Origin of the sequence: Listeria innocua (assembly GCF_028596125.1) — a bacterium.
Taxonomy (GTDB): Bacteria; Bacillota; Bacilli; order Lactobacillales; family Listeriaceae; genus Listeria; species Listeria innocua.
The window spans coordinates 1,899,796-1,918,555 of record NZ_CP117229.1 but is presented as its reverse complement, the minus strand read 5'-3'; the positions used below and the strand labels follow the sequence as shown (position 1 = coordinate 1,918,555).

General features: G+C 37.5%; 19 protein-coding genes. All 19 read left to right on the top strand.

Going from position 1 to position 18,760, the window contains the following annotated elements:
• Positions 1–58 precede the first annotated feature (58 nt).
• The 19 genes from PQQ29_RS10095 (at position 59) to hisC (ending at position 18,740) form a co-directional block, all read left to right on the top strand.
• Positions 59–1,066 (top strand): YpbB family protein, encoded by a 1,008-nt coding sequence (locus PQQ29_RS10095; protein WP_187983930.1) that lies wholly within the window; start codon positions 59–61, stop codon positions 1,064–1,066.
• Positions 1,063–2,466, top strand: coding sequence for a RecQ family ATP-dependent DNA helicase (locus tag PQQ29_RS10090; protein WP_187983931.1), 1,404 nt, complete (start codon positions 1,063–1,065; stop codon positions 2,464–2,466). Before PQQ29_RS10095 ends, PQQ29_RS10090 begins: the two co-directional genes overlap by 4 nt.
• Positions 2,467–2,786: 320 nt before the next feature.
• Entirely contained in the window at positions 2,787–3,518 is a 732-nt protein-coding gene (locus tag PQQ29_RS10085) for a LysM peptidoglycan-binding domain-containing protein (RefSeq protein ID WP_187983932.1), read from the top strand.
• Positions 3,519–3,598: 80 nt separating this feature from the next.
• Positions 3,599–4,561 (top strand): asparaginase, encoded by a 963-nt coding sequence (locus tag PQQ29_RS10080; RefSeq protein WP_010991726.1) that lies wholly within the window; start codon positions 3,599–3,601, stop codon positions 4,559–4,561.
• Positions 4,562–4,576: 15 nt separating this feature from the next.
• On the top strand, positions 4,577–5,251 hold the full coding sequence (gene cmk / locus PQQ29_RS10075; protein WP_010991725.1) for a (d)CMP kinase: 675 nt from the start codon (positions 4,577–4,579) through the stop codon (positions 5,249–5,251).
• Positions 5,252–5,610: 359 nt separating this feature from the next.
• The gene (gene rpsA / locus PQQ29_RS10070) at positions 5,611–6,756 is read left to right on the top strand and encodes a 30S ribosomal protein S1 (protein WP_003763135.1); all 1,146 of its coding nucleotides are present in this window, start codon (positions 5,611–5,613) and stop codon (positions 6,754–6,756) included.
• Between the two features lie 143 nt (positions 6,757–6,899).
• Entirely contained in the window at positions 6,900–8,210 is a 1,311-nt protein-coding gene (der, locus tag PQQ29_RS10065; RefSeq protein WP_003769459.1) for a ribosome biogenesis GTPase Der, read from the top strand.
• 22 nt (positions 8,211–8,232) lie between these two features.
• Entirely contained in the window at positions 8,233–9,249 is a 1,017-nt protein-coding gene (locus PQQ29_RS10060) for an NAD(P)H-dependent glycerol-3-phosphate dehydrogenase (protein ID WP_003763132.1), read from the top strand.
• A gap of 102 nt (positions 9,250–9,351) precedes the next feature.
• Positions 9,352–10,332, top strand: coding sequence for a tyrosine-protein phosphatase (locus PQQ29_RS10055; RefSeq protein WP_003769456.1), 981 nt, complete (start codon positions 9,352–9,354; stop codon positions 10,330–10,332).
• Positions 10,333–10,733: 401 nt separating this feature from the next.
• A complete protein-coding gene (locus PQQ29_RS10050) occupies positions 10,734–11,021 on the top strand; it encodes an HU family DNA-binding protein (RefSeq protein WP_465262237.1) in 288 nt (95 codons plus the stop codon).
• 225 nt (positions 11,022–11,246) lie between these two features.
• Positions 11,247–11,816 (top strand): GTP cyclohydrolase I FolE, encoded by a 570-nt coding sequence (gene folE / locus PQQ29_RS10045; RefSeq protein ID WP_003767576.1) that lies wholly within the window; start codon positions 11,247–11,249, stop codon positions 11,814–11,816.
• Positions 11,817–11,874: 58 nt separating this feature from the next.
• Positions 11,875–12,642: a heptaprenyl diphosphate synthase component 1 gene (locus PQQ29_RS10040; protein ID WP_112120412.1), complete on the top strand. Its 768-nt coding sequence runs from the start codon at positions 11,875–11,877 to the stop codon at positions 12,640–12,642.
• Positions 12,643–12,664: 22 nt separating this feature from the next.
• The gene (gene menG / locus PQQ29_RS10035; protein WP_003726790.1) at positions 12,665–13,378 is read left to right on the top strand and encodes a demethylmenaquinone methyltransferase; all 714 of its coding nucleotides are present in this window, start codon (positions 12,665–12,667) and stop codon (positions 13,376–13,378) included.
• A 10-nt stretch (positions 13,379–13,388) separates the two neighbouring features.
• Entirely contained in the window at positions 13,389–14,354 is a 966-nt protein-coding gene (gene hepT, locus PQQ29_RS10030) for a heptaprenyl diphosphate synthase component II (RefSeq protein ID WP_187983933.1), read from the top strand.
• Positions 14,355–14,373: 19 nt separating this feature from the next.
• Entirely contained in the window at positions 14,374–14,817 is a 444-nt protein-coding gene (gene ndk, locus PQQ29_RS10025) for a nucleoside-diphosphate kinase (RefSeq protein ID WP_003763122.1), read from the top strand.
• A gap of 203 nt (positions 14,818–15,020) precedes the next feature.
• Positions 15,021–16,187: a chorismate synthase gene (gene aroC / locus PQQ29_RS10020; protein ID WP_003763121.1), complete on the top strand. Its 1,167-nt coding sequence runs from the start codon at positions 15,021–15,023 to the stop codon at positions 16,185–16,187.
• A gap of 2 nt (positions 16,188–16,189) precedes the next feature.
• Positions 16,190–17,287, top strand: coding sequence for a 3-dehydroquinate synthase (aroB, locus tag PQQ29_RS10015; protein ID WP_187983934.1), 1,098 nt, complete (start codon positions 16,190–16,192; stop codon positions 17,285–17,287).
• Positions 17,284–17,658: a chorismate mutase gene (gene aroH, locus PQQ29_RS10010; RefSeq protein ID WP_045552908.1), complete on the top strand. Its 375-nt coding sequence runs from the start codon at positions 17,284–17,286 to the stop codon at positions 17,656–17,658. Before aroB ends, aroH begins: the two co-directional genes overlap by 4 nt.
• A complete protein-coding gene (hisC, locus tag PQQ29_RS10005; RefSeq protein WP_010991721.1) occupies positions 17,658–18,740 on the top strand; it encodes a histidinol-phosphate transaminase in 1,083 nt (360 codons plus the stop codon). Before aroH ends, hisC begins: the two co-directional genes overlap by 1 nt.
• The last annotated feature ends 20 nt before the right edge of the window (positions 18,741–18,760 follow it).

Genomic DNA, 18,760 nt, shown 5'->3' with positions numbered 1-18,760 from the left:
GTAGAACAAGTGTTTCTGTGGTATGATTGATGTTAGAAAAAAAGGTGGTGAGAACGTCTTGGATAAGCTAGATAATTATATTGTAACAATTTTAGAAAAGAGTATTACTCCTAGAAAATCGCCATTTTTACATACTATTTTGGCCGGTAGAAGAACTGGTCAAGCTGTTCAGGATGCTCATCTTTTTCAAATGCAGCATTTATTTGGACTAGTACCAAATTTGAAATTAAATTATTTAGAAACAAGACTTAAAGAATTAATGCGACAAGGTATAATTACCGTTACTGAAAATGGCTATACAGTGGAACAGAAGTCGAATGTTTCGTTTGAAATGAGCTATCCTTCTTTTCATGGATTTGCTTTTCAACAACAAGTTTTTGCCTTTTTCGCCCATTTACGACTCGCAGTTCAAGTTGTTAGTAATAAACACCATGCTGAGAAATATTATTTACCAGTTATTCGCGATAAGAAAGTACAGCAATTTATCAAAATTTGGTTGCAAAATCAGCAACAAGACGATCTTGCTGATAGATTATATATTGAACTTATCAAGTGGTTTAATAGCTTGGCTGTAAGTAGACCAGAGTTTTTAGTGGAACGATTTTCTGGCGGGAAACTAATGGGTTATACAACAGAACAAATTGCTACTAAATATCAAGTAGAGAAGTGGGATGTTTATTTTGAAGTGTTACATGAACTTCATCGCTTGATTGCTGCCATAAAAGAAAGCGAAGAGGAGTGGCCGCTTTTAGCTAGTTTAATACCGAATGAGCTGATGAGCCTGACTTCTTCTGCTATAAAAACTTATACACTATGGGCAAAAGGAATGGATTTGGAGATGATTGAACGAATCCGAAATTTAAAAACAAGTACGATACAAGACCATTTTGTGGAAATTAGAGCTACTTTGAAAGAAGCACAAGTTCCTTATTTACCTGAGGAAGAATTAATCCAATCAATTAATTCGAGAAACTGGCATTTACTTCGCGACATAAAAGCTGCATTTCCAGATTTAGATTATTATCAAATTCGCTTAGCTGTCGTTAGTAAGGAGGACGAACAATGAATTTAGAACAAGAATTAAAGGCCTATCTTGGTTTTGATGAATTTCGTCCTGGACAAAAAGAAGTAATTGAAAAAGCATTAGCTAAGAAAAACTGTTTTGCAATGCTACCAACCGGCACCGGGAAAACCGTTTGTTATCAGTTAGCGGGCCATCTAATGGACGGATTAGTGTTAATCGTGTCTCCGTTACTCTCACTAATGCAAGATCAGATGGAGAGAATGCGAGCTCACGGTGAAAAACGTGTTGCGGCGCTTAATAGTTTTTTAAAGAAAGAAGAAAAACAACAAATCCTTGCAAATATTCATTTTTATAAATTTATCTTTTTATCTCCAGAGATGTTAAACAATGAATTCGTCAAAAATACGCTTCTACAACAAAAGATTAGCTTATTTGTTATAGATGAAGCACATTGTATCTCTCAGTGGGGGCATGACTTTCGACCTGATTATTTGATGTTGGGACAGTTTATTGAAGATGCTAAATTTCCAGTGTCAATGGTACTTACAGCCACCGCAACTAAAAAAGTCCGAGCCGATATATTAAAACAATTGCGTCTAAACGACTGTGAACAGGTGATTTATTCCGTTAACCGTCCTAATATTTATTTGCAAGTGGAAAAATTTACAAATCAACTTTCTAAAAAAGAACGTCTATATGAACTAGTTTCCAAGCTAAAAACGCCAGGAATTATTTATTTTTCTAGTAAGAAACTAGCTGAAAGTACTGCGCAAGAGTTGAATGAAGTATTAGGATTAAATGTAGCCTACTATCATGGTGATATGGAAACGGAAGATAGAATTGTGATTCAGCAACAATTTGTTTATGGTCAGTTAGATATTATTTGTGCAACAAGCGCTTTTGGCATGGGAATAGACAAGTCAGATATTCGTTTTGTTATTCATTATCACATGCCAGCAGACTTAGAAGCTTATTTGCAGGAAATTGGCAGGGCTGGTCGTGACGGAAAAGAAAGTGTTGCGATTTTACTGTATGCAAGTGGAGATGAATTTATCCAAATGCAGTTAGCAGATCAAGACATACCAGATGTTAATCTTATGCATCTATCGAAAGAACAACTTAAAACTCTTCCAGAAGCAGAACAACGCTTTATTGATTATTACCAAAAAAGTGGTTTAACTACAGCCGAATTAACAACCAAAATGGAATATCGAAAAAGCTGGAAAAGAGCTAATTTACAACAATTTATCGGATACTTACATACGGAAGAGTGCCGTAGAAACTATGTTATGCGCTATTTTGAAGAAAGTCCGCTAGAAGTAACACCAGAAAATTGCTGCGATTTAGATAGTACATTTACAATAAGTTTTGAAAAAGAAGAAAAAACAAGCGCCAAAGAGGTTTTTACTTGGGAAAATTACTTATCTTATCTACTTCAATAGATATTAAGTTACGAATTTTGACAAAAAGTAGCTTATTTCACATTTTTTGTAAAAAAAAGACTTGTTTATTGGCGGAAAAATTGTTATTATTTTGTTCAGTAATCTGTGTGAAATAAAAAAAGCTTATATGCCAGAAGTACTAAATTATAATGATTATTGCTTTTTTCTTCTAAAAAAGCGGTTTAAGTGTTGTTGTATATTGCTTTTATGGTTATAATTATTTCAAAGGTATTTCATTTATTAACATCTTATGTAACACTTCTCTGTGCCAATAATAGTGCATAGGATAATATTAGAAAGCACTAAAGGAGGAACTTTGAGTGGCAAAAACAAGAAAAAGTAAACGGGAATATGAAGAACCGGCTGATTATGATATGAATTCTGAAGGACAAGACGAATTTAACAATGAACCGCCGATGCTGTCCCGTACTGATAGCAGAAAAGTAAAAAAGAAAACTATTTTTAGATACCCATTGCTTAATTTATTGATTGTGTTTTTCTTATTAATTCCAATCGTTATAGTAATTGTATTTGTAACAGTACAAAATATGGGATCAACTAATGAAGTGAAAACAGAGACTGAATCGACAGTCAATGTTTCTGACAACACACAAACCAAAGCAGAAAAAGAAAAAGCTAAAAAAGCAGCAGAAGAAAAAGCCGCTGCTGAAAAAGCTGCAGAAGAAAAGAAAGCAGCAGAAGAGAAAGCCGCTGCAGATAAAAAATCCCAAGAAGATGAAGCTGCTAAAGCCGCAGCCGCTAAGAAAGAACAAGAAGCAGCAGAAGAAAAAGCTGCCGCAGAGAAGGCCGCTGCAGACAAAGCTGCTAAAGAAAAAGCCGCAGCAGAAGCCGCTCAGAAAAAAGCAAATGAATCAACACAAAAGAAAGCTGGAGGTTCTCATACAGTTCAAGCAGGAGATACTCTATACAGCATAGCGCGTTCTAGCTATGGACAAGCTGGAGCTGCTGCTGGTGTTGAGAAAATCAAACAAGCAAATGGACTTGGTAGTAACAATGTTCCAGTTGGTACAGTTTTAACAATTCCACAGTAATAACAACACTGAATGGGTCTGGGAAACGCTTCCGAGACTCATTTGTTTGTTTAAATGGAAAAATGTAGGGGGATATGATTATGGCAAAAGTAGCACTAATTACAACAGGCGGTACGATTGCAAGTAAAAAAACAGCATCAGGAAAACTTGCATCAGGAGAATTATCTGGAGAAGAATTAGCTGCATTATGCCAATTACCAACAGAAATCCAAATTGATATTTATTCAACTTTTCAACTTCCTTCTATGCACATTGCACTCCCAGATCTTATTAGTTTAAAACAATTAATAGAATCTATTTTTATGGATGAAACATATGATGGTATAGTTGTAACGCATGGTACTGATTCACTGGAAGAAACAGCTTATTTCCTTGACCTTGCTGTAACTGATGCAAGACCAATTGTTGTTACCGGTTCGCAACGAGCGCCAGAAGAACCAGGGACAGATGCTTACGTGAACATTCGCCATGCTATTTATACTGCATGCGAAGTGAATTTACGACAAGCTGGTACAGTAGTAGTTTTTAATGAACGGATTTTTGCCGCTCGCTATGTCAAAAAAGTGCATGCATCGAATATTCAAGGTTTTAGTGCATTTGGATTTGGTTATCTTGGAATTATTGATAACGATCAAGTTTTTCTTTATCAAAAGCCACTTGAACACGAGTGTTTTGATATTCGCCTTGATTTACCGGAAGTAGTAGTTATTAAATGCTACCTTGGTGCAGATGGTCTATTCATTGATGCAGCAATTGATAGTGGCGTTTCAGGAATCGTACTTGAAGGTGTAGGGCGAGGACAAGTTGCTCCGAAAATGATGCCAGCAATTATTCGTGCTTTAGATGCGAACATTCCTGTTGTTATTACGACGAGCGCGGAAGAAGGAAATGTCTATACTACATATGACTACGAAGGTAGCACGTTTGATTTATACAATCGAGGTGTTATTTTAGGAAAAGATTATGATAGCAAAAAAGCGCGGATGAAATTAATGGTGCTTTTAGCGTCCCAAGAAGAGATCAATCAAACCAATTTCAGATAAAAGGAGTTTTATTCTATGACGAAGAAAATATGTATCGCAATTGATGGGCCAGCTGCAGCGGGTAAAAGTACAGTAGCAAAAATTGTTGCGAAAAAATTGCGTTTTGTTTATATTGATACGGGAGCTATGTATCGAGCGGTTACATATATTGCGCTAAAAAATAATGTGGCGTACGAAGACGAAATGGCAATTGATGCTTTACTTAAAAAAACGGTGATTCGTTTCGAACCTGGTGAGGTACAACAAGTATTTGTAAATGAAGAGAATGTAACAGATGTAATTCGTTCACTAGAAGTAACTAATCATGTTTCTATCGTTGCCGCACATCCAGCTATTCGAGAAGCACTTCAAGAACGTCAGCAAGTTTTTGCAACAGAGGGCGGGATTGTCATGGACGGTCGTGATATTGGAACTGCTGTACTTCCAAACGCAGAACTTAAAATTTTCTTGTTAGCCAGTGTAGAAGAACGAGCAGAACGACGCTATAAAGAAAATATGGCAAAAGGTTTTGCTGGCGATTTAAATCAATTAAAGAAAGAAATTGAAGAACGAGATCACTTAGATTATACTCGTGAGCATTCTCCTTTAAAAAAAGCAAACGATGCTATTGAAGTAGATACAACATCGATGTCAATTGATGAAGTCGCAAATAAAATTCTTTCACTTGCTGAACAAAAAATCCAAAATTAATGAAAAAGTGCTACATTTTCAGAACTAAATGGAAATGTAGCACTATTTTAATTTAACCGTGAAAGTCTAAACAAGGTGAGCGATTTCACGGTCTATAGGCAATTTAACCCCCTTAAAAGAGCTTGACAAATGTTTGGATTTGTAGGATGTTATAAGAGAGATTTTTTACTTTGTGAAAAGTATCTTGAAAGGATTTTCTAGCTGGAAGATAAGTTTTACTGAGGGTGTATTTGTTATTTTTCTTTATTTAATTAGAAATTGCCTATTGAGGAAAACTAGTCAAGCGGATGAGGCAAACGTGAAAAGTTGCTTCTGAATTAGAAATTCCTAAAATTCGACTAACGAATGGAGGGCTACACATGTCTGAAGATTTATTTGATGTGGAAGTTAGAAATTTTGAAGAAGGAGACAAAGTCACTGGCACAGTTACAAGCGTGGAAGATAAACAAGTTTATGTTGGTATTCCCGATAGCAAACTTGATGGTGTCGTTCCAATAAGTGAACTTTCCAATATACATGTGGAGACAGCTTCTGACGTTGTAAGCGTAGGCGACACACTTGATTTGATTGTCACTAAAGTAGAAGACGATGTACTTGTTTTATCTAAAAGAAAAGTGGATGCAGAAAAAGCGTCTGATGATATTAAAGCTAAATTTGAGTCTGGTGAAGTGTTCGAAGCAGTTGTCAGTGATGTTGTTAAAGGCGGATTAGTAGTTGACCTTGGAGTACGTGCTTTTGTTCCCGCTTCTTTAGTAGAAGATCATTTTGTGGAAGATTTTGCAGATTATAAAGGTACAACCCTTACTTTCAAAGTAGTAGAATTTGAACCAGAAAACAACCGAGTAATTTTAAGTCACCGTGCAGTTGTGGAAAATGAAAAAGCTAACCAAAAACAAGCACTATTAAATGAAATCAAAGAAGGCGACGTGATTGAAGGTACTGTTCAACGTTTAGCTAACTTTGGCGCATTTGTTGATATTGGTGGGGTAGACGGACTTGTTCATATTTCACAAATTTCTTATAAACATATAGCTACACCGCAAGAAGCGTTAGAAGAAGGTCAAAAAGTTAAGGTAAAAGTTATCGGGATTGATCCTGAAAATGAACGCATTTCACTTTCTATTAAAGCAACTTTACCAGGACCTTGGGATGGTATTTCTGAAAAAGCGCCAGTTGGTTCTGTTTTAGAAGGAAAAGTAGTTCGTTTAGTAACTTTTGGAGCTTTTGTGGAAATTTTCCCTGGCGTAGAAGGTTTGGTTCATATTTCTCAAATCTCCCACGAACATATTGGAACACCACAAGAAGTCCTTTCAGAAGGTCAAACAGTAGAAGTAAAAGTACTAGAAGTTAATGAAGATGACAAACGTTTATCTTTAAGTATTAAAGACTTGCAAGATGCTCCAGTTGAAGAAGCTGATTATGAACTTCCAGAAGAAAGTACTGGATTCCAAATGAGCGATTTAATTGGTGATAAATTAAAAGGACTTCAAAACGACGATAAATAATTGTTCGTAAAAGAGCCTAGGGAGACTGTTCCCATAGGCTCTTTTTATTTTTCACATCGAACTTTTCATTGCCAGTAAGCTGTTTTACTGATAAACTAAAGAAAGTTTGATAAATAGGATTCGAGAAAAAAGAAGGTGAAATAATGGCAAAACCAGTTGTAGCGATTGTCGGACGTCCAAACGTTGGCAAATCGACTATTTTTAACAGAATCGTTGGTGAACGTGTTTCCATAGTGGAAGATGTTCCCGGTGTGACACGTGACCGCATATATAATTCAGCGGAATGGCTTGGAAAAGAATTTAACATTATTGATACAGGTGGTATTGATCTTTCCGACGAACCATTCTTAGAGCAAATTCGCGCACAAGCGGAAATCGCAATTGATGAAGCAGACGTAATTATTTTTATTACCAATGGTCGTGAAGGGGTTACCGATGCAGACGAACAAGTAGCAAAAATTCTTTACCGGTCTAATAAACCAATTGTTTTAGCGATTAATAAAGTAGATAACCCAGAAATGCGTGATCAGATTTATGACTTTTATTCTCTTGGGTTTGGTGAGCCGTATCCAATTTCTGGTTCTCATGGACTAGGGCTTGGTGATATGCTTGATGCTGTTCGTGCTCATTTTCCAAAAGAAGAAGAGGAAGAATACCCAGATGAAACAGTGAAATTTAGTTTGATTGGTCGGCCAAATGTTGGTAAATCATCTATTCTAAACGCACTTCTTGGCGAAGACCGCGTCATTGTTTCTGACATTGCGGGAACTACTCGTGATGCAATTGATACAACTTATACGTTTGATGGTCAGGATTATGTCATGATTGATACAGCCGGAATGAGAAAACGTGGGAAAGTGTATGAAAGCACAGAGAAATATAGTGTTTTACGTGCAATGAGAGCAATTGAACGCTCCGATGTTGTTCTTGTGGTTATCAACGCAGAAGAAGGTATTCGTGAGCAAGATAAGCGGATTGCTGGATATGCGCATGATGCCGGACGTGCTATCATTATTGTAGTGAACAAATGGGATGCAATTAACAAAGATGAAAAAACAATTAATGTATGGACAGAAGATATTCGGGAGCAGTTCCAATTCTTAAGTTATGCACCAATTGTTTTCGTATCTGCTAAAACAAAACAACGCTTAAACAACTTATTCCCGCTCATTAACCAAGTAAGCGATAATCATTCATTACGCGTACAATCTAGTATGCTAAATGATGTTATTAGTGATGCAGTTGCAATGAATCCATCACCAATGGATAAAGGTAAACGACTTAAAATCTTCTATACAACACAAGTGGCTGTTAAACCGCCAACATTTGTGGTATTTGTTAATGATCCAGAACTAATGCATTTCTCTTATGAACGTTTCTTAGAAAACCGGATTAGAGAAGCATTTCCGTTTGATGGTACGCCAATTCGAGTAATTGCTCGTAAGCGTAAGTAAAGTTTTCGGGAGGAAAAATATAATGACACAGAAAAAAGTAGCTATTCTTGGTGCTGGAAGTTGGGGAACAGGACTCGCACTTGTCCTAGCTGATAATAATCATAAACCAGTTATTTGGGGAAACTTAGATAAAATTGTGAATGAAATTAACGAATCGCACACGAATAGTCACTATTTGCCAGATATTATTTTACCAACTGAGGTAAAAGCGACATTATCACTTGATGAAGCTATAGATGGTGCTGAAATTGTCGTGATTGCTATTCCAACAAATGCAATGCGTGTGGTTTGTAAGCAGCTAAATGAAGCGCTGAAAGAACCAACTATTTTAGTGCATGTTAGTAAAGGGATTGAACCAGAAACAAATCTTAGAATGTCAGAAGTAATTGAAGAAGAAGTAGATGCTACAAAACGTAAAGCTCTTGTTGTTCTTTCAGGGCCTAGTCACGCGGAAGAAGTAGCTCTTCGTCATCCAACAACGCTTTGTGCTAGCTGTAAAGATTTGAAAGCAGCAGAAATCGTGCAAGATCGTTTTATTAATAATAATTTACGTATTTATACGAATGATGATGTCATCGGTGCTGAAATTGGTGGAGCGCTTAAAAATATTATCGCACTTGGCGCAGGAATCTCTGATGGCCTTGGATACGGCGATAATGCTAAAGCGGCACTAATGACACGCGGAATGGCTGAAATTACTCGTCTCGGAGTTGCTGTGGGCTCTAATCCACAAACCTTTTACGGGCTAACTGGTATTGGTGACTTAATCGTTACTTGTACAAGTGTGCATTCACGTAATTGGCGTGCTGGAAACATGCTCGGTAAAGGCGAGAATTTAGATGAAGTTTTAGAAAAAATGGGTATGGTCGTTGAAGGTGTGCGTACAGCCAAAGCAGTTCATGGTTGGGCGAAAAAACTAGATATTGATATGCCAATTACCGAATCGATTTACGCGATTTTATTCGAGAATAAAGATGCTCGAGAAGCCGTTGATTTATTGATGGGTCGTAAAAAGAAAATCGAAAAAGAGTCATTTTAATAGAGAGAGCCAAGATAAGTTTTCCGCTTATGTTGGCTCTTTTTTTATGAGTTATGCTAAAATGAAGCAGAAGAGCCAAATTTGAAAAAGTAGGTGGAGAATATGGAAGTTACTCGTACAGATAAAGCCGTAACATTAAGATGGGAAAATGAAGAAGTCAGCGAAGGTACGTTGGTTTTTGTAAGTAGTAGTCCGTCACTAGAGGCAAATAGTGAACCTGTCTTTAAAGTATCTAATGCAGCAAAACATTATACTTTTGAAACAAAGGACATTCCAGTTTATTTCTTTTTACAGGCACCGAACGGAGACAAAAGAGTTGTTTCTGAACGGATATTACCGCTAGAAAGTGTTTTTAACTTCCGAGATATGGGTGGTTACGAAACGAAGCATGGGCATCACGTAAAATGGGGTAAATTATATCGTTCTTCCAATTTAGTAAACATAAATCAAGCAGACGCCGCATTGCTCCAAAAGTTACATATTAAATGGATTTGTGATTTGCGAAGTAGTTCTGAAGTACAGGCGCAACCCACTCCAGAAATCCAAGGTGTTCTTAATAAACATATCCCAATCGGTACAGCAAAAAATGAAAAAACGACCCTCCCAGTATCAAATGACAAAGCGATCTATGAACCTTTGATGGGGGAGAGTTACCGTGTATTTGTGCAATCAGTAGACGGATTTAAAGAAATTTTTAGCGAGATATTAACGGATGCTAAAGCGGGTCTTCCATTTGTTTTTCATTGCACCGCTGGAAAAGACCGTACAGGGGTCTTAGCGGCACTTTTATTAACATTACTAGATGTACCAGAAAAAACGATTTTTGACGATTACGCAATCACTAACCGCTATCAGGACAACATTCTACAGGAAATGGGTGGGATTGTGTCATTATTTTCAAATGGAAACGAAAAAATCGACTTGGAAGCTTTTCGTCCGATGGCAGAAGCTCGTCCAGAATATTTGAAAATAGCCTTTGATGAAATGAAAAAACAATTCGGTTCAGTAGATGGCTATTTGGAAAAAGGAATCGGAATTACTGCGGAAGAAAAAGCCATCATCCAACAACAATTATTAGAATAAAACTAGGCTCAGAAACCTAGAGTTGTCAGGTAATAGCTCTGAATTTGCTTCTATTTTTATGAAAAAAGAACTATTTTAGCCAATTATGGTGGTATCGCTTGCTATTCTAAGGGTTCCAAGTTAGTATTATGGTTAACAGGTTGATACTATCACGTTTTCAAGCCATAAGAGAAAAACATATGTGATTGAAAATGTTAAGAAACAGTGTCAGTTTGGCATTATTCCTTGCAGTTGCTGGGATTATGTGATAATCTTTTATCAGAATTACTGTTAAGGCTTGTAGTTAAGCCATTTCAGTCACAATTCTCCTTAAATTCCAAAATTAATTTTACTTTTGGAAAAAAACGAGAAATACAGGTGTCTCATAGTGCCTGCTTATTTTGAAGTATTCTGTGAAGGAGGTGAAAAACACAATGGCAAATAAAACTGATTTAGTAAATAGCGTAGCTGAATTAGCTGATCTTTCTAAAAAAGACGCAGCGAAAGCAGTAGAAGCTGTATTCGAAACTATTCAAACTTCTTTATCTAAAGGTGAAAAAGTTCAATTAATCGGATTTGGTAACTTTGAAGTACGTGAACGTGCTGCCCGTAAAGGCCGTAACCCTCGTACTAAAGAAGAAATCGACATCCCTGCAAGTAAAGTACCAGCGTTCAAACCTGGTAAAGCGCTTAAAGAAGCTGTTAAATAAGTTACATAGACTTTTTAAGCACTAACTCTAGTCTGGCCTTAATTTTATAATTAAGCTAGGCTAGTTTTTTTTTGGTGATTATTTCCAGACGAAATAGGGAATAAAGAGAACAAAATAGTAAAACATCATTATTATCTCTTATTTAAGCAAATTAAATTTACCTTGAAGTTCGGCTGTGTTAAGATATACAAGGTATATAATGCTAAAAAGATAGGGGAATTAAGGATGGAGCAAATAGACAAACAAAAAATTGCTGACGCAGTGAAAGTTATTTTAGAAGCAGTGGGAGAAAATCCAGAACGTGAAGGACTAATTGATACACCAATGCGAGTAGCTCGTATGTATGAAGAAGTTTTTGCTGGACTTAAGAAAGATCCTTCTGTTCATTTCGATACTATTTTTGAAGAACAACATGAAGAACTAGTGCTTGTAAAAGATATTCGTTTTTCCTCTATGTGCGAACATCATCTTGTTCCTTTTTTTGGCGTAGCACATGTGGCTTATTTGCCTCAAAATGGACGAGTTGCAGGGCTTAGTAAACTTGCTCGTGTAGTGGATGATGTGAGTCGTCGTCCGCAACTTCAAGAGCGTATTACTACGACTGTTGCAGAAATTATGATGGATAAATTAAAACCACTGGGAGTCATGGTGATAATGGAAGCAGAGCATATGTGCATGACCATCCGTGGTGTCAATAAACCTGGAACTAAAACAATTACAAGCGCAGTACGAGGCGCTTTTAAAAATGACGATAAGCTTAGAAGTGAAGTTTTGGCTTTAATTAAGCATAATTAAATATCCTTTATGGTATAATTTATTTTACGTAATAAGGAGATTCAAAGGGGATTGTTAAATGACTTATCAGGCGAGAGAGGCTGGGCTAAAGGAAGTGGAGCAGTTGGTACATGAGCAAGCAGTCTATCAGTATTTACAAGAGAATAATGAAGGCGGGCAAATGGATAAAGATCAAATGCTGTTTCTTCATGAAGCGATTTCCGGCTCTGATTTGGCTGATGCTGCTGCGTATCGTGTAGTTAGTGCAACGCTTTACATGATATTAGCTCATGACACGCATGAAAAAATTGATGAACCAGGTGATGTTGTACAGCTAACTCGGAAAGAACAAGAGTTAACAGTATTAGCTGGGGATTTTTATAGTGCTCTCTATTACCGGACACTTGCGGAATTAGAAATGATTCCACTCCTCAGAGCCTTACAAAGTGGTGTTCAAGAAACAAATACAGCAAAAACCAATATTTACCAATTACATGTTGCGACAGATGAAGAATATCTTACACAACTTGCTTTAACTAATGCGGCGATTTTTGCCAAGTTTGCGAAGTATTTTATGAAGGATGAAACATTTATTGCTTTAGGTTGTCAGTTCTTTTTACTTAAACGACTTAAAATGGAACTTGCGACTTATCAAGAAATTGGTGCGTCTAGGTTGAAGCGTGCTTATGACCATGGGTACTTTGCGAAAGAAGCTGTCACTAATTTTGAAAGTTGGTTAGTAGCAATTATTCATGACGTGAAAATGGAAGTGGAACGACTAAAAGAAGAGTCTGAACCGCTTTCTACTATACTTGAAAAAAGAATTATTGAAGTTATTAACGACTGATAAATAGAAGGAGATTCGGGATATGACGGAAACTAAAGAAGAAAAAGTACATAAAGTATTTGAGAAGATTTCCCCAAGTTATGACCGAATGAATAGTGTTATTAGTTTTAAACTACATGTGAAATGGCGTAAAGAAACGATGAAGCTAATGCGTGTTCAAAAAGGGACAAATGTTCTCGATGTTTGTTGTGGAACGGCAGATTGGTCGATTATGATGGCGGAAGAAATTGGTCCAGAAGGTCATGTGACAGGACTTGATTTTAGTGAAAATATGCTGAAAGTTGGTCGTGAAAAAGTAAAAGAAGCAGATTTGCATAATGTAGAGCTGATTCACGGGAATGCGATGGAATTACCTTTCCCAGATAATAGTTTTGATTATGTGACAATTGGCTTTGGGCTTAGAAATGTACCTGATTATATGCAAGTGCTTCGTGAAATGTATCGTGTCTTAAAACCGGGCGGACAACTTGCATGTATTGATACCTCGCAACCAAATATTCCAGGTTGGAAACAAGTATTTAATGCTTATTTCCGATATGTCATGCCTGTTTTTGGAAAGTTTTTTGCGAAAAGTTACAAAGAATATAGCTGGTTACAAGAATCAACGCGCGAGTTTCCAGGGATGGCAAGGCTTGCGGAAATGTTTCAAGAAGCCGGATTTTCATACGTAAGATATATTTCACACAGTGGCGGCGCAAGTGCAACCCACTTTGGATTTAAAAAGAAGGAACAATAAGGTGGCAAGCATGAAACTTAACTTTTTATACCCGAATATGCAAAAAGACATTGACTTAGTTGAAAAAGAACTAAAAAGAGCTCTTACTGGCGCGGCTGCTGAAACAACTTCTGATGCGGCACTTCATCTGTTAGAAGCTGGTGGAAAACGAATCAGACCGATGTTCGTTTGTTTATCTGCAAGGCTTTCTCCTGGCGCGGATTTTGAAGCAGTGAAAAATGCAGGTGTAGCGATTGAATTAATTCATATGGCATCGATTGTTCATGATGACGTGGTAGATGATGCTGATTTAAGGCGCGGACGTGAGACAATTAAATCCAAGTGGGGGAACCATATTGCGATGTATACTGGAGACTTTCTGTTTGCTAAGTCGTTAGAGTATATGACGGAAATTAAAGATGTTGCTGCCCACAAGATGTTATCACATGTCACAGTTGAGTTATCTACCGGTGAAATCGAACAGCTCAAAGATAAATATAATTTTGACCAAAGTGTGCGTAATTATTTACGACGGATCAAAAGAAAAACAGCATTATTAATAGCAGCTAGTTGTGGTCTTGGTGGTGTTGTTTCTGGTCAAAGTGAAGCAGATTACAAGAAACTATATCGTTTCGGATATTACGTGGGGATGGCGTTTCAAATTACGGATGATGTACTTGATTTCGTTGGAACTGAAAAAGAACTTGGTAAGCCGGCTGGAGAAGATTTGAGTCAAGGAAATGTGACGTTGCCAGTATTTTTTGCAATGGAAGATCCTTTTCTTAAAAAACGAATCAGCCAAGTAACTGAGGATACGCAAGCAGAAGAAATTGCCGTTTTAGTGGAAGAAATAAAAAAATCAGGAGCAAAAAAAGCAGAAGATGTCGCAACAGCTTATCTAAAAAAAGCCGTAGCAACACTTGACTCTTTACCACAAGTTCCTGAATTAAAGCCACTGAAGCAAATCGTCCGTGTTTTAGATAAAAGAAATTATTAACGTGAGGGAGGATTCTATAATGGAACAAACTTATGTAATGGTTAAGCCAGATGGTGTAGAACGAGGACTTATTGGGGAAATTGTAGCAAAAATAGAGAAAAAAGGAATTAAGCTAGTTGCTGGTAAATTAATGCAGATTGATCGAACCCTCGCAGAACAGCACTACGCAGAACATATCGGCAAACCTTTTTTTGAGGATTTAATTGGATTTATCACTTCTGGACCTGTATTTGCGATGGTTTTAGAAGGCGATGATGTGATTAAAACAGCACGTCGGATGATGGGAAAAACGAATCCACTTGAAGCCGATCCCGGAACAATCCGTGCGGAATACGCAATACATACGAATAGAAATGTCATTCATGGTTCTGATAGTCCTGAAAGTGCTAAGCGGGAAATTCAGTTATTTTTTGAACCACATGAAATTTTAAGTTATGAAAAGGCAGTAGATACTTGGATTTAAAATAAGTAAGAGTTTAGGGAAACCTAGGCTCTTTTTTCATAGAGAAAATACCATTTGGCGCGGTTTTTTGTTATGATGAAAGAATGAGACTAAAGTATTGTGTTCTCGCTTGGCATATGTTAAGATATTACACATATACTTTAAAGCGCTAAAATATCATTGCTAGAATATCTAGCTTAAATAGAAAAAGGAGAGTTGTTGAAATGAGATACTTAACGGCAGGAGAATCACATGGACCGGGGCTTACGACAATTATTGAAGGATTACCAGCAGGAATGCCTCTACTTGCAGAAGATGTAAATAAAGAACTTAAAAGAAGACAAGGTGGACATGGTCGCGGTGCACGTATGCGTATTGAAAAAGACCAAGTACAAATCACAGCAGGAATTCGCCATGGTAAAACACTCGGCGCACCTGTAGCAATGTTTGTTGAAAATAAAGACTGGAAACATTGGGAAACAGTCATGAGCATTGAACCAGTTCCAGAAAAAAATGAAAAATCTCGTCGCGTATCTCGTCCACGTCCGGGACATGCGGATCTAGTTGGTGGCATGAAATATGGCCACAACGATATGCGTAACGTATTAGAACGCTCCAGTGCGCGTGAAACAACTGTCCGCGTTGCAGCAGGAGCCGTTGCCAAAAAACTATTGCATGAACTAGGTATTGAAGTTGCTGGTCATGTACTTGAAATTGGCGGAACTCGTGCGAATTTGAAACGTGATTACGCGGTTTCGGAAATCCAAGAAACATCCGAAGCTTCCCCAGTTCGTTGTTTAGACGAGGTTGCTGCAGAAGAGATGATGCAAAAAATTGATGATGCCAAGAAAAATGGCGACACTATTGGTGGAATTGTGGAAGTTGTTGTCGGTGGTGTACCAGCTGGACTTGGAAGCTACGTTCAATGGGATAAAAAATTAGATGCAAAAATCGCTCGTGCAATCGTAAGTATCAATGCTTTTAAAGGCGCTGAATTTGGTGTCGGTTTTGAAGCTGCGAGAAAACCAGGTAGCGAAGTAATGGATGAAATTTTATGGAGTAAAGAAGATGGTTACACTAGACGTACGAATAATCTTGGTGGATTTGAAGGCGGAATGACAAATGGTATGCCAATCGTTGTTCGTGGGGTAATGAAACCAATCCCTACGTTATACAAACCACTTCAAAGTGTGGATATTGATTCCAAAGAAACATTTAATGCTAGTGTAGAACGTTCTGATAGCTGTGCAGTACCTGCTGCAAGCGTTGTAGCTGAGGCTGTAGTCGCTTGGGAAGTTGCAGTTGCTGTGTTAGAAAAATTCGATGGTGATCGTTTTGATACACTTAAAAAACATGTGGAGGAACACCGAAACTTAACGAAGGAGTTTTAAACATGCCAGAAATTACAGTCCGTGCTAAAAGTAAAACATATCCTGTATATATAAACGAGTTCGCCTTGACAGATGTTAAGGAACAATGGACAAAAAGTTTAGCTAAATATTCCCACGTGTTTGTTTTGACAGATGAACACGTGGCAAATCTTCATAAAGCGAAACTTGATGCAGTACTTGCTGATTTACCTGTAGTCACTTATTATGTGGCACCAAATGGAGAAGAAGCAAAGACATTTCGCGTGTATGAAGATGTGATGACAAAAATGATTGAAACTGGGCTTGATCGAAAAGCCGTTTTAATCGCTTTTGGCGGAGGGGTTATTGGTGATTTAGGTGGTTTTGTCGCTGGAACTTATATGAGAGGAATTCCGTTTTATCAAGTACCAACAACGGTTCTTGCTCATGATAGTGCGGTCGGCGGCAAGGTTGCAATTAATCATCCCCTTGGCAAAAACATGATTGGCAACTTTTACCAGCCGGAAGCGGTTATTTATGATACGCAGTTTTTTGCGACTTTACCAGAAAGAGAAATGCGTTCTGGTTTTGCAGAAATGATTAAACATGCGCTTATTAGTGATCATACGTTGCTAACAGCCTTAATGGACACGTTTACGGAACCAAAAGACTTTTATACGAAGGATCTGACGCCGTTTTTACAGCGTGGGATTGAGATTAAAGCGAATATTGTTGCTCAAGATGAAACGGAGCAAGGTGTGCGCGCTTATCTGAATTTTGGTCATACATTTGGGCATGCGTTAGAAGCTTACGGTAACTTTGGCAAATGGCTACACGGCGAGGCAATTACTTATGGTATGATTTACGCGCTTACGATGAGTGAGACGGTTTACGGACTGGATTTCGATTTAGCTAAGTTTACTACATGGTTAGAACGTTTAGGTTACAATACGACTTTTGATGTGACGGTTCCTTTTAGTAACATACTGGAAAATATGCGTCATGATAAAAAAACAACTTTTAATGAAATTAGTATGGTTTTACTAGAAGACATTGGTAAACCGGTTATTTTTAAAGCAAAAGATGAATTGATTTTTGACACTTACAAAAGCGTGATGCGAAATGGAGGGGATTTATTTTGAGAGCAATTCGCGGGGCAACGACAATAGAAAGTAATACGCCAGAAGAAATTTATACAGCAACGAAAGAATTATTTGAGGAAATCCTGACGCAAAATGGGATAACGGACAGTGAAAGTCTTACATCGGTTATTATTACGGTGACTGAAGATATTTTTGCTGCATTTCCTGCGAAGGCAGTGCGCGAAACTCACGGCTTTGAATATGTTCCTGTGATGGGAATGCAAGAAATCCCGGTGCCGAATTCGCTTCCAATGTGTATTCGTTTCATGGTATTCACAGATTTACATAAGCCCCTTACAGCAATTAATCATGTCTACTTACACGGGGCAAAAGTATTGCGCCCAGATTTAGTGAAAGAGGAGGATGTGTAATGAAATGGAAAAAATCACTTGCAGGACTATCTTCTTATAAACCTGGGAAACGCGAAGAAGAAGTAATGGCAGAGCTTGGTTTAACAAAAATTACTAAACTCTCATCGAATGAAAACCCACTTGGAACTTCAAAAAAAGTAGCAGCTATTCAAGCAAATTCAAGCGTGGAAACAGAAATTTATCCGGATGGTTGGGCTTCTAGTTTGCGTAAAGAAGTAGCCGATTTTTATCAATTGGAAGAAGAAGAGTTGATTTTTACAGCTGGTGTCGATGAATTAATCGAACTATTAACTCGGGTTCTACTTGATACGACAACTAATACTGTAATGGCGACTCCGACGTTTGTACAATATCGTCAAAATGCTTTAATCGAAGGAGCCGAAGTAAGAGAAATTCCTCTTCTTCAGGACGGCGAACATGATTTAGAAGGTATGTTAAACGCTATTGACGAGAAAACGACGATTGTTTGGATTTGTAATCCGAATAACCCAACAGGAAACTACATTGAATTAGCGGATATTCAAGCTTTTCTAGATAGAGTACCGAGCGATGTTCTTGTGGTTCTCGATGAAGCCTATATTGAGTATGTTACTCCTCAGCCTGAAAAACACGAAAAACTAGTACGTACTTATAAAAATTTAATTATTACTCGGACTTTTAGTAAGATTTATGGTTTGGCAAGTGCACGCGTTGGTTATGGTATTGCGGATAAAGAAATCATCCGTCAACTGAACATTGTACGTCCGCCTTTTAATACAACGAGTATCGGACAAAAATTAGCAATTGAAGCTATTAAGGACCAAGCTTTTATTGGAGAATGTAGAACTTCTAATGCAAATGGAATTAAACAATACGAAGCATTCGCTAAACGTTTTGAAAAAGTTAAGTTGTATCCGGCGAATGGGAACTTTGTTTTAATAGATTTAGGGATTGAAGCTGGGACTATTTTTAGCTATTTGGAAAAAAATGGCTATATTACACGTTCTGGCGCAGCACTTGGTTTTCCAACAGCTGTTCGAATTACAATCGGAAAAGAAGAAGATAACAGTGCGGTAATTGCACTTTTAGAAAAATTATTGTAAGTGTTTGGAGGCGTTTTTGA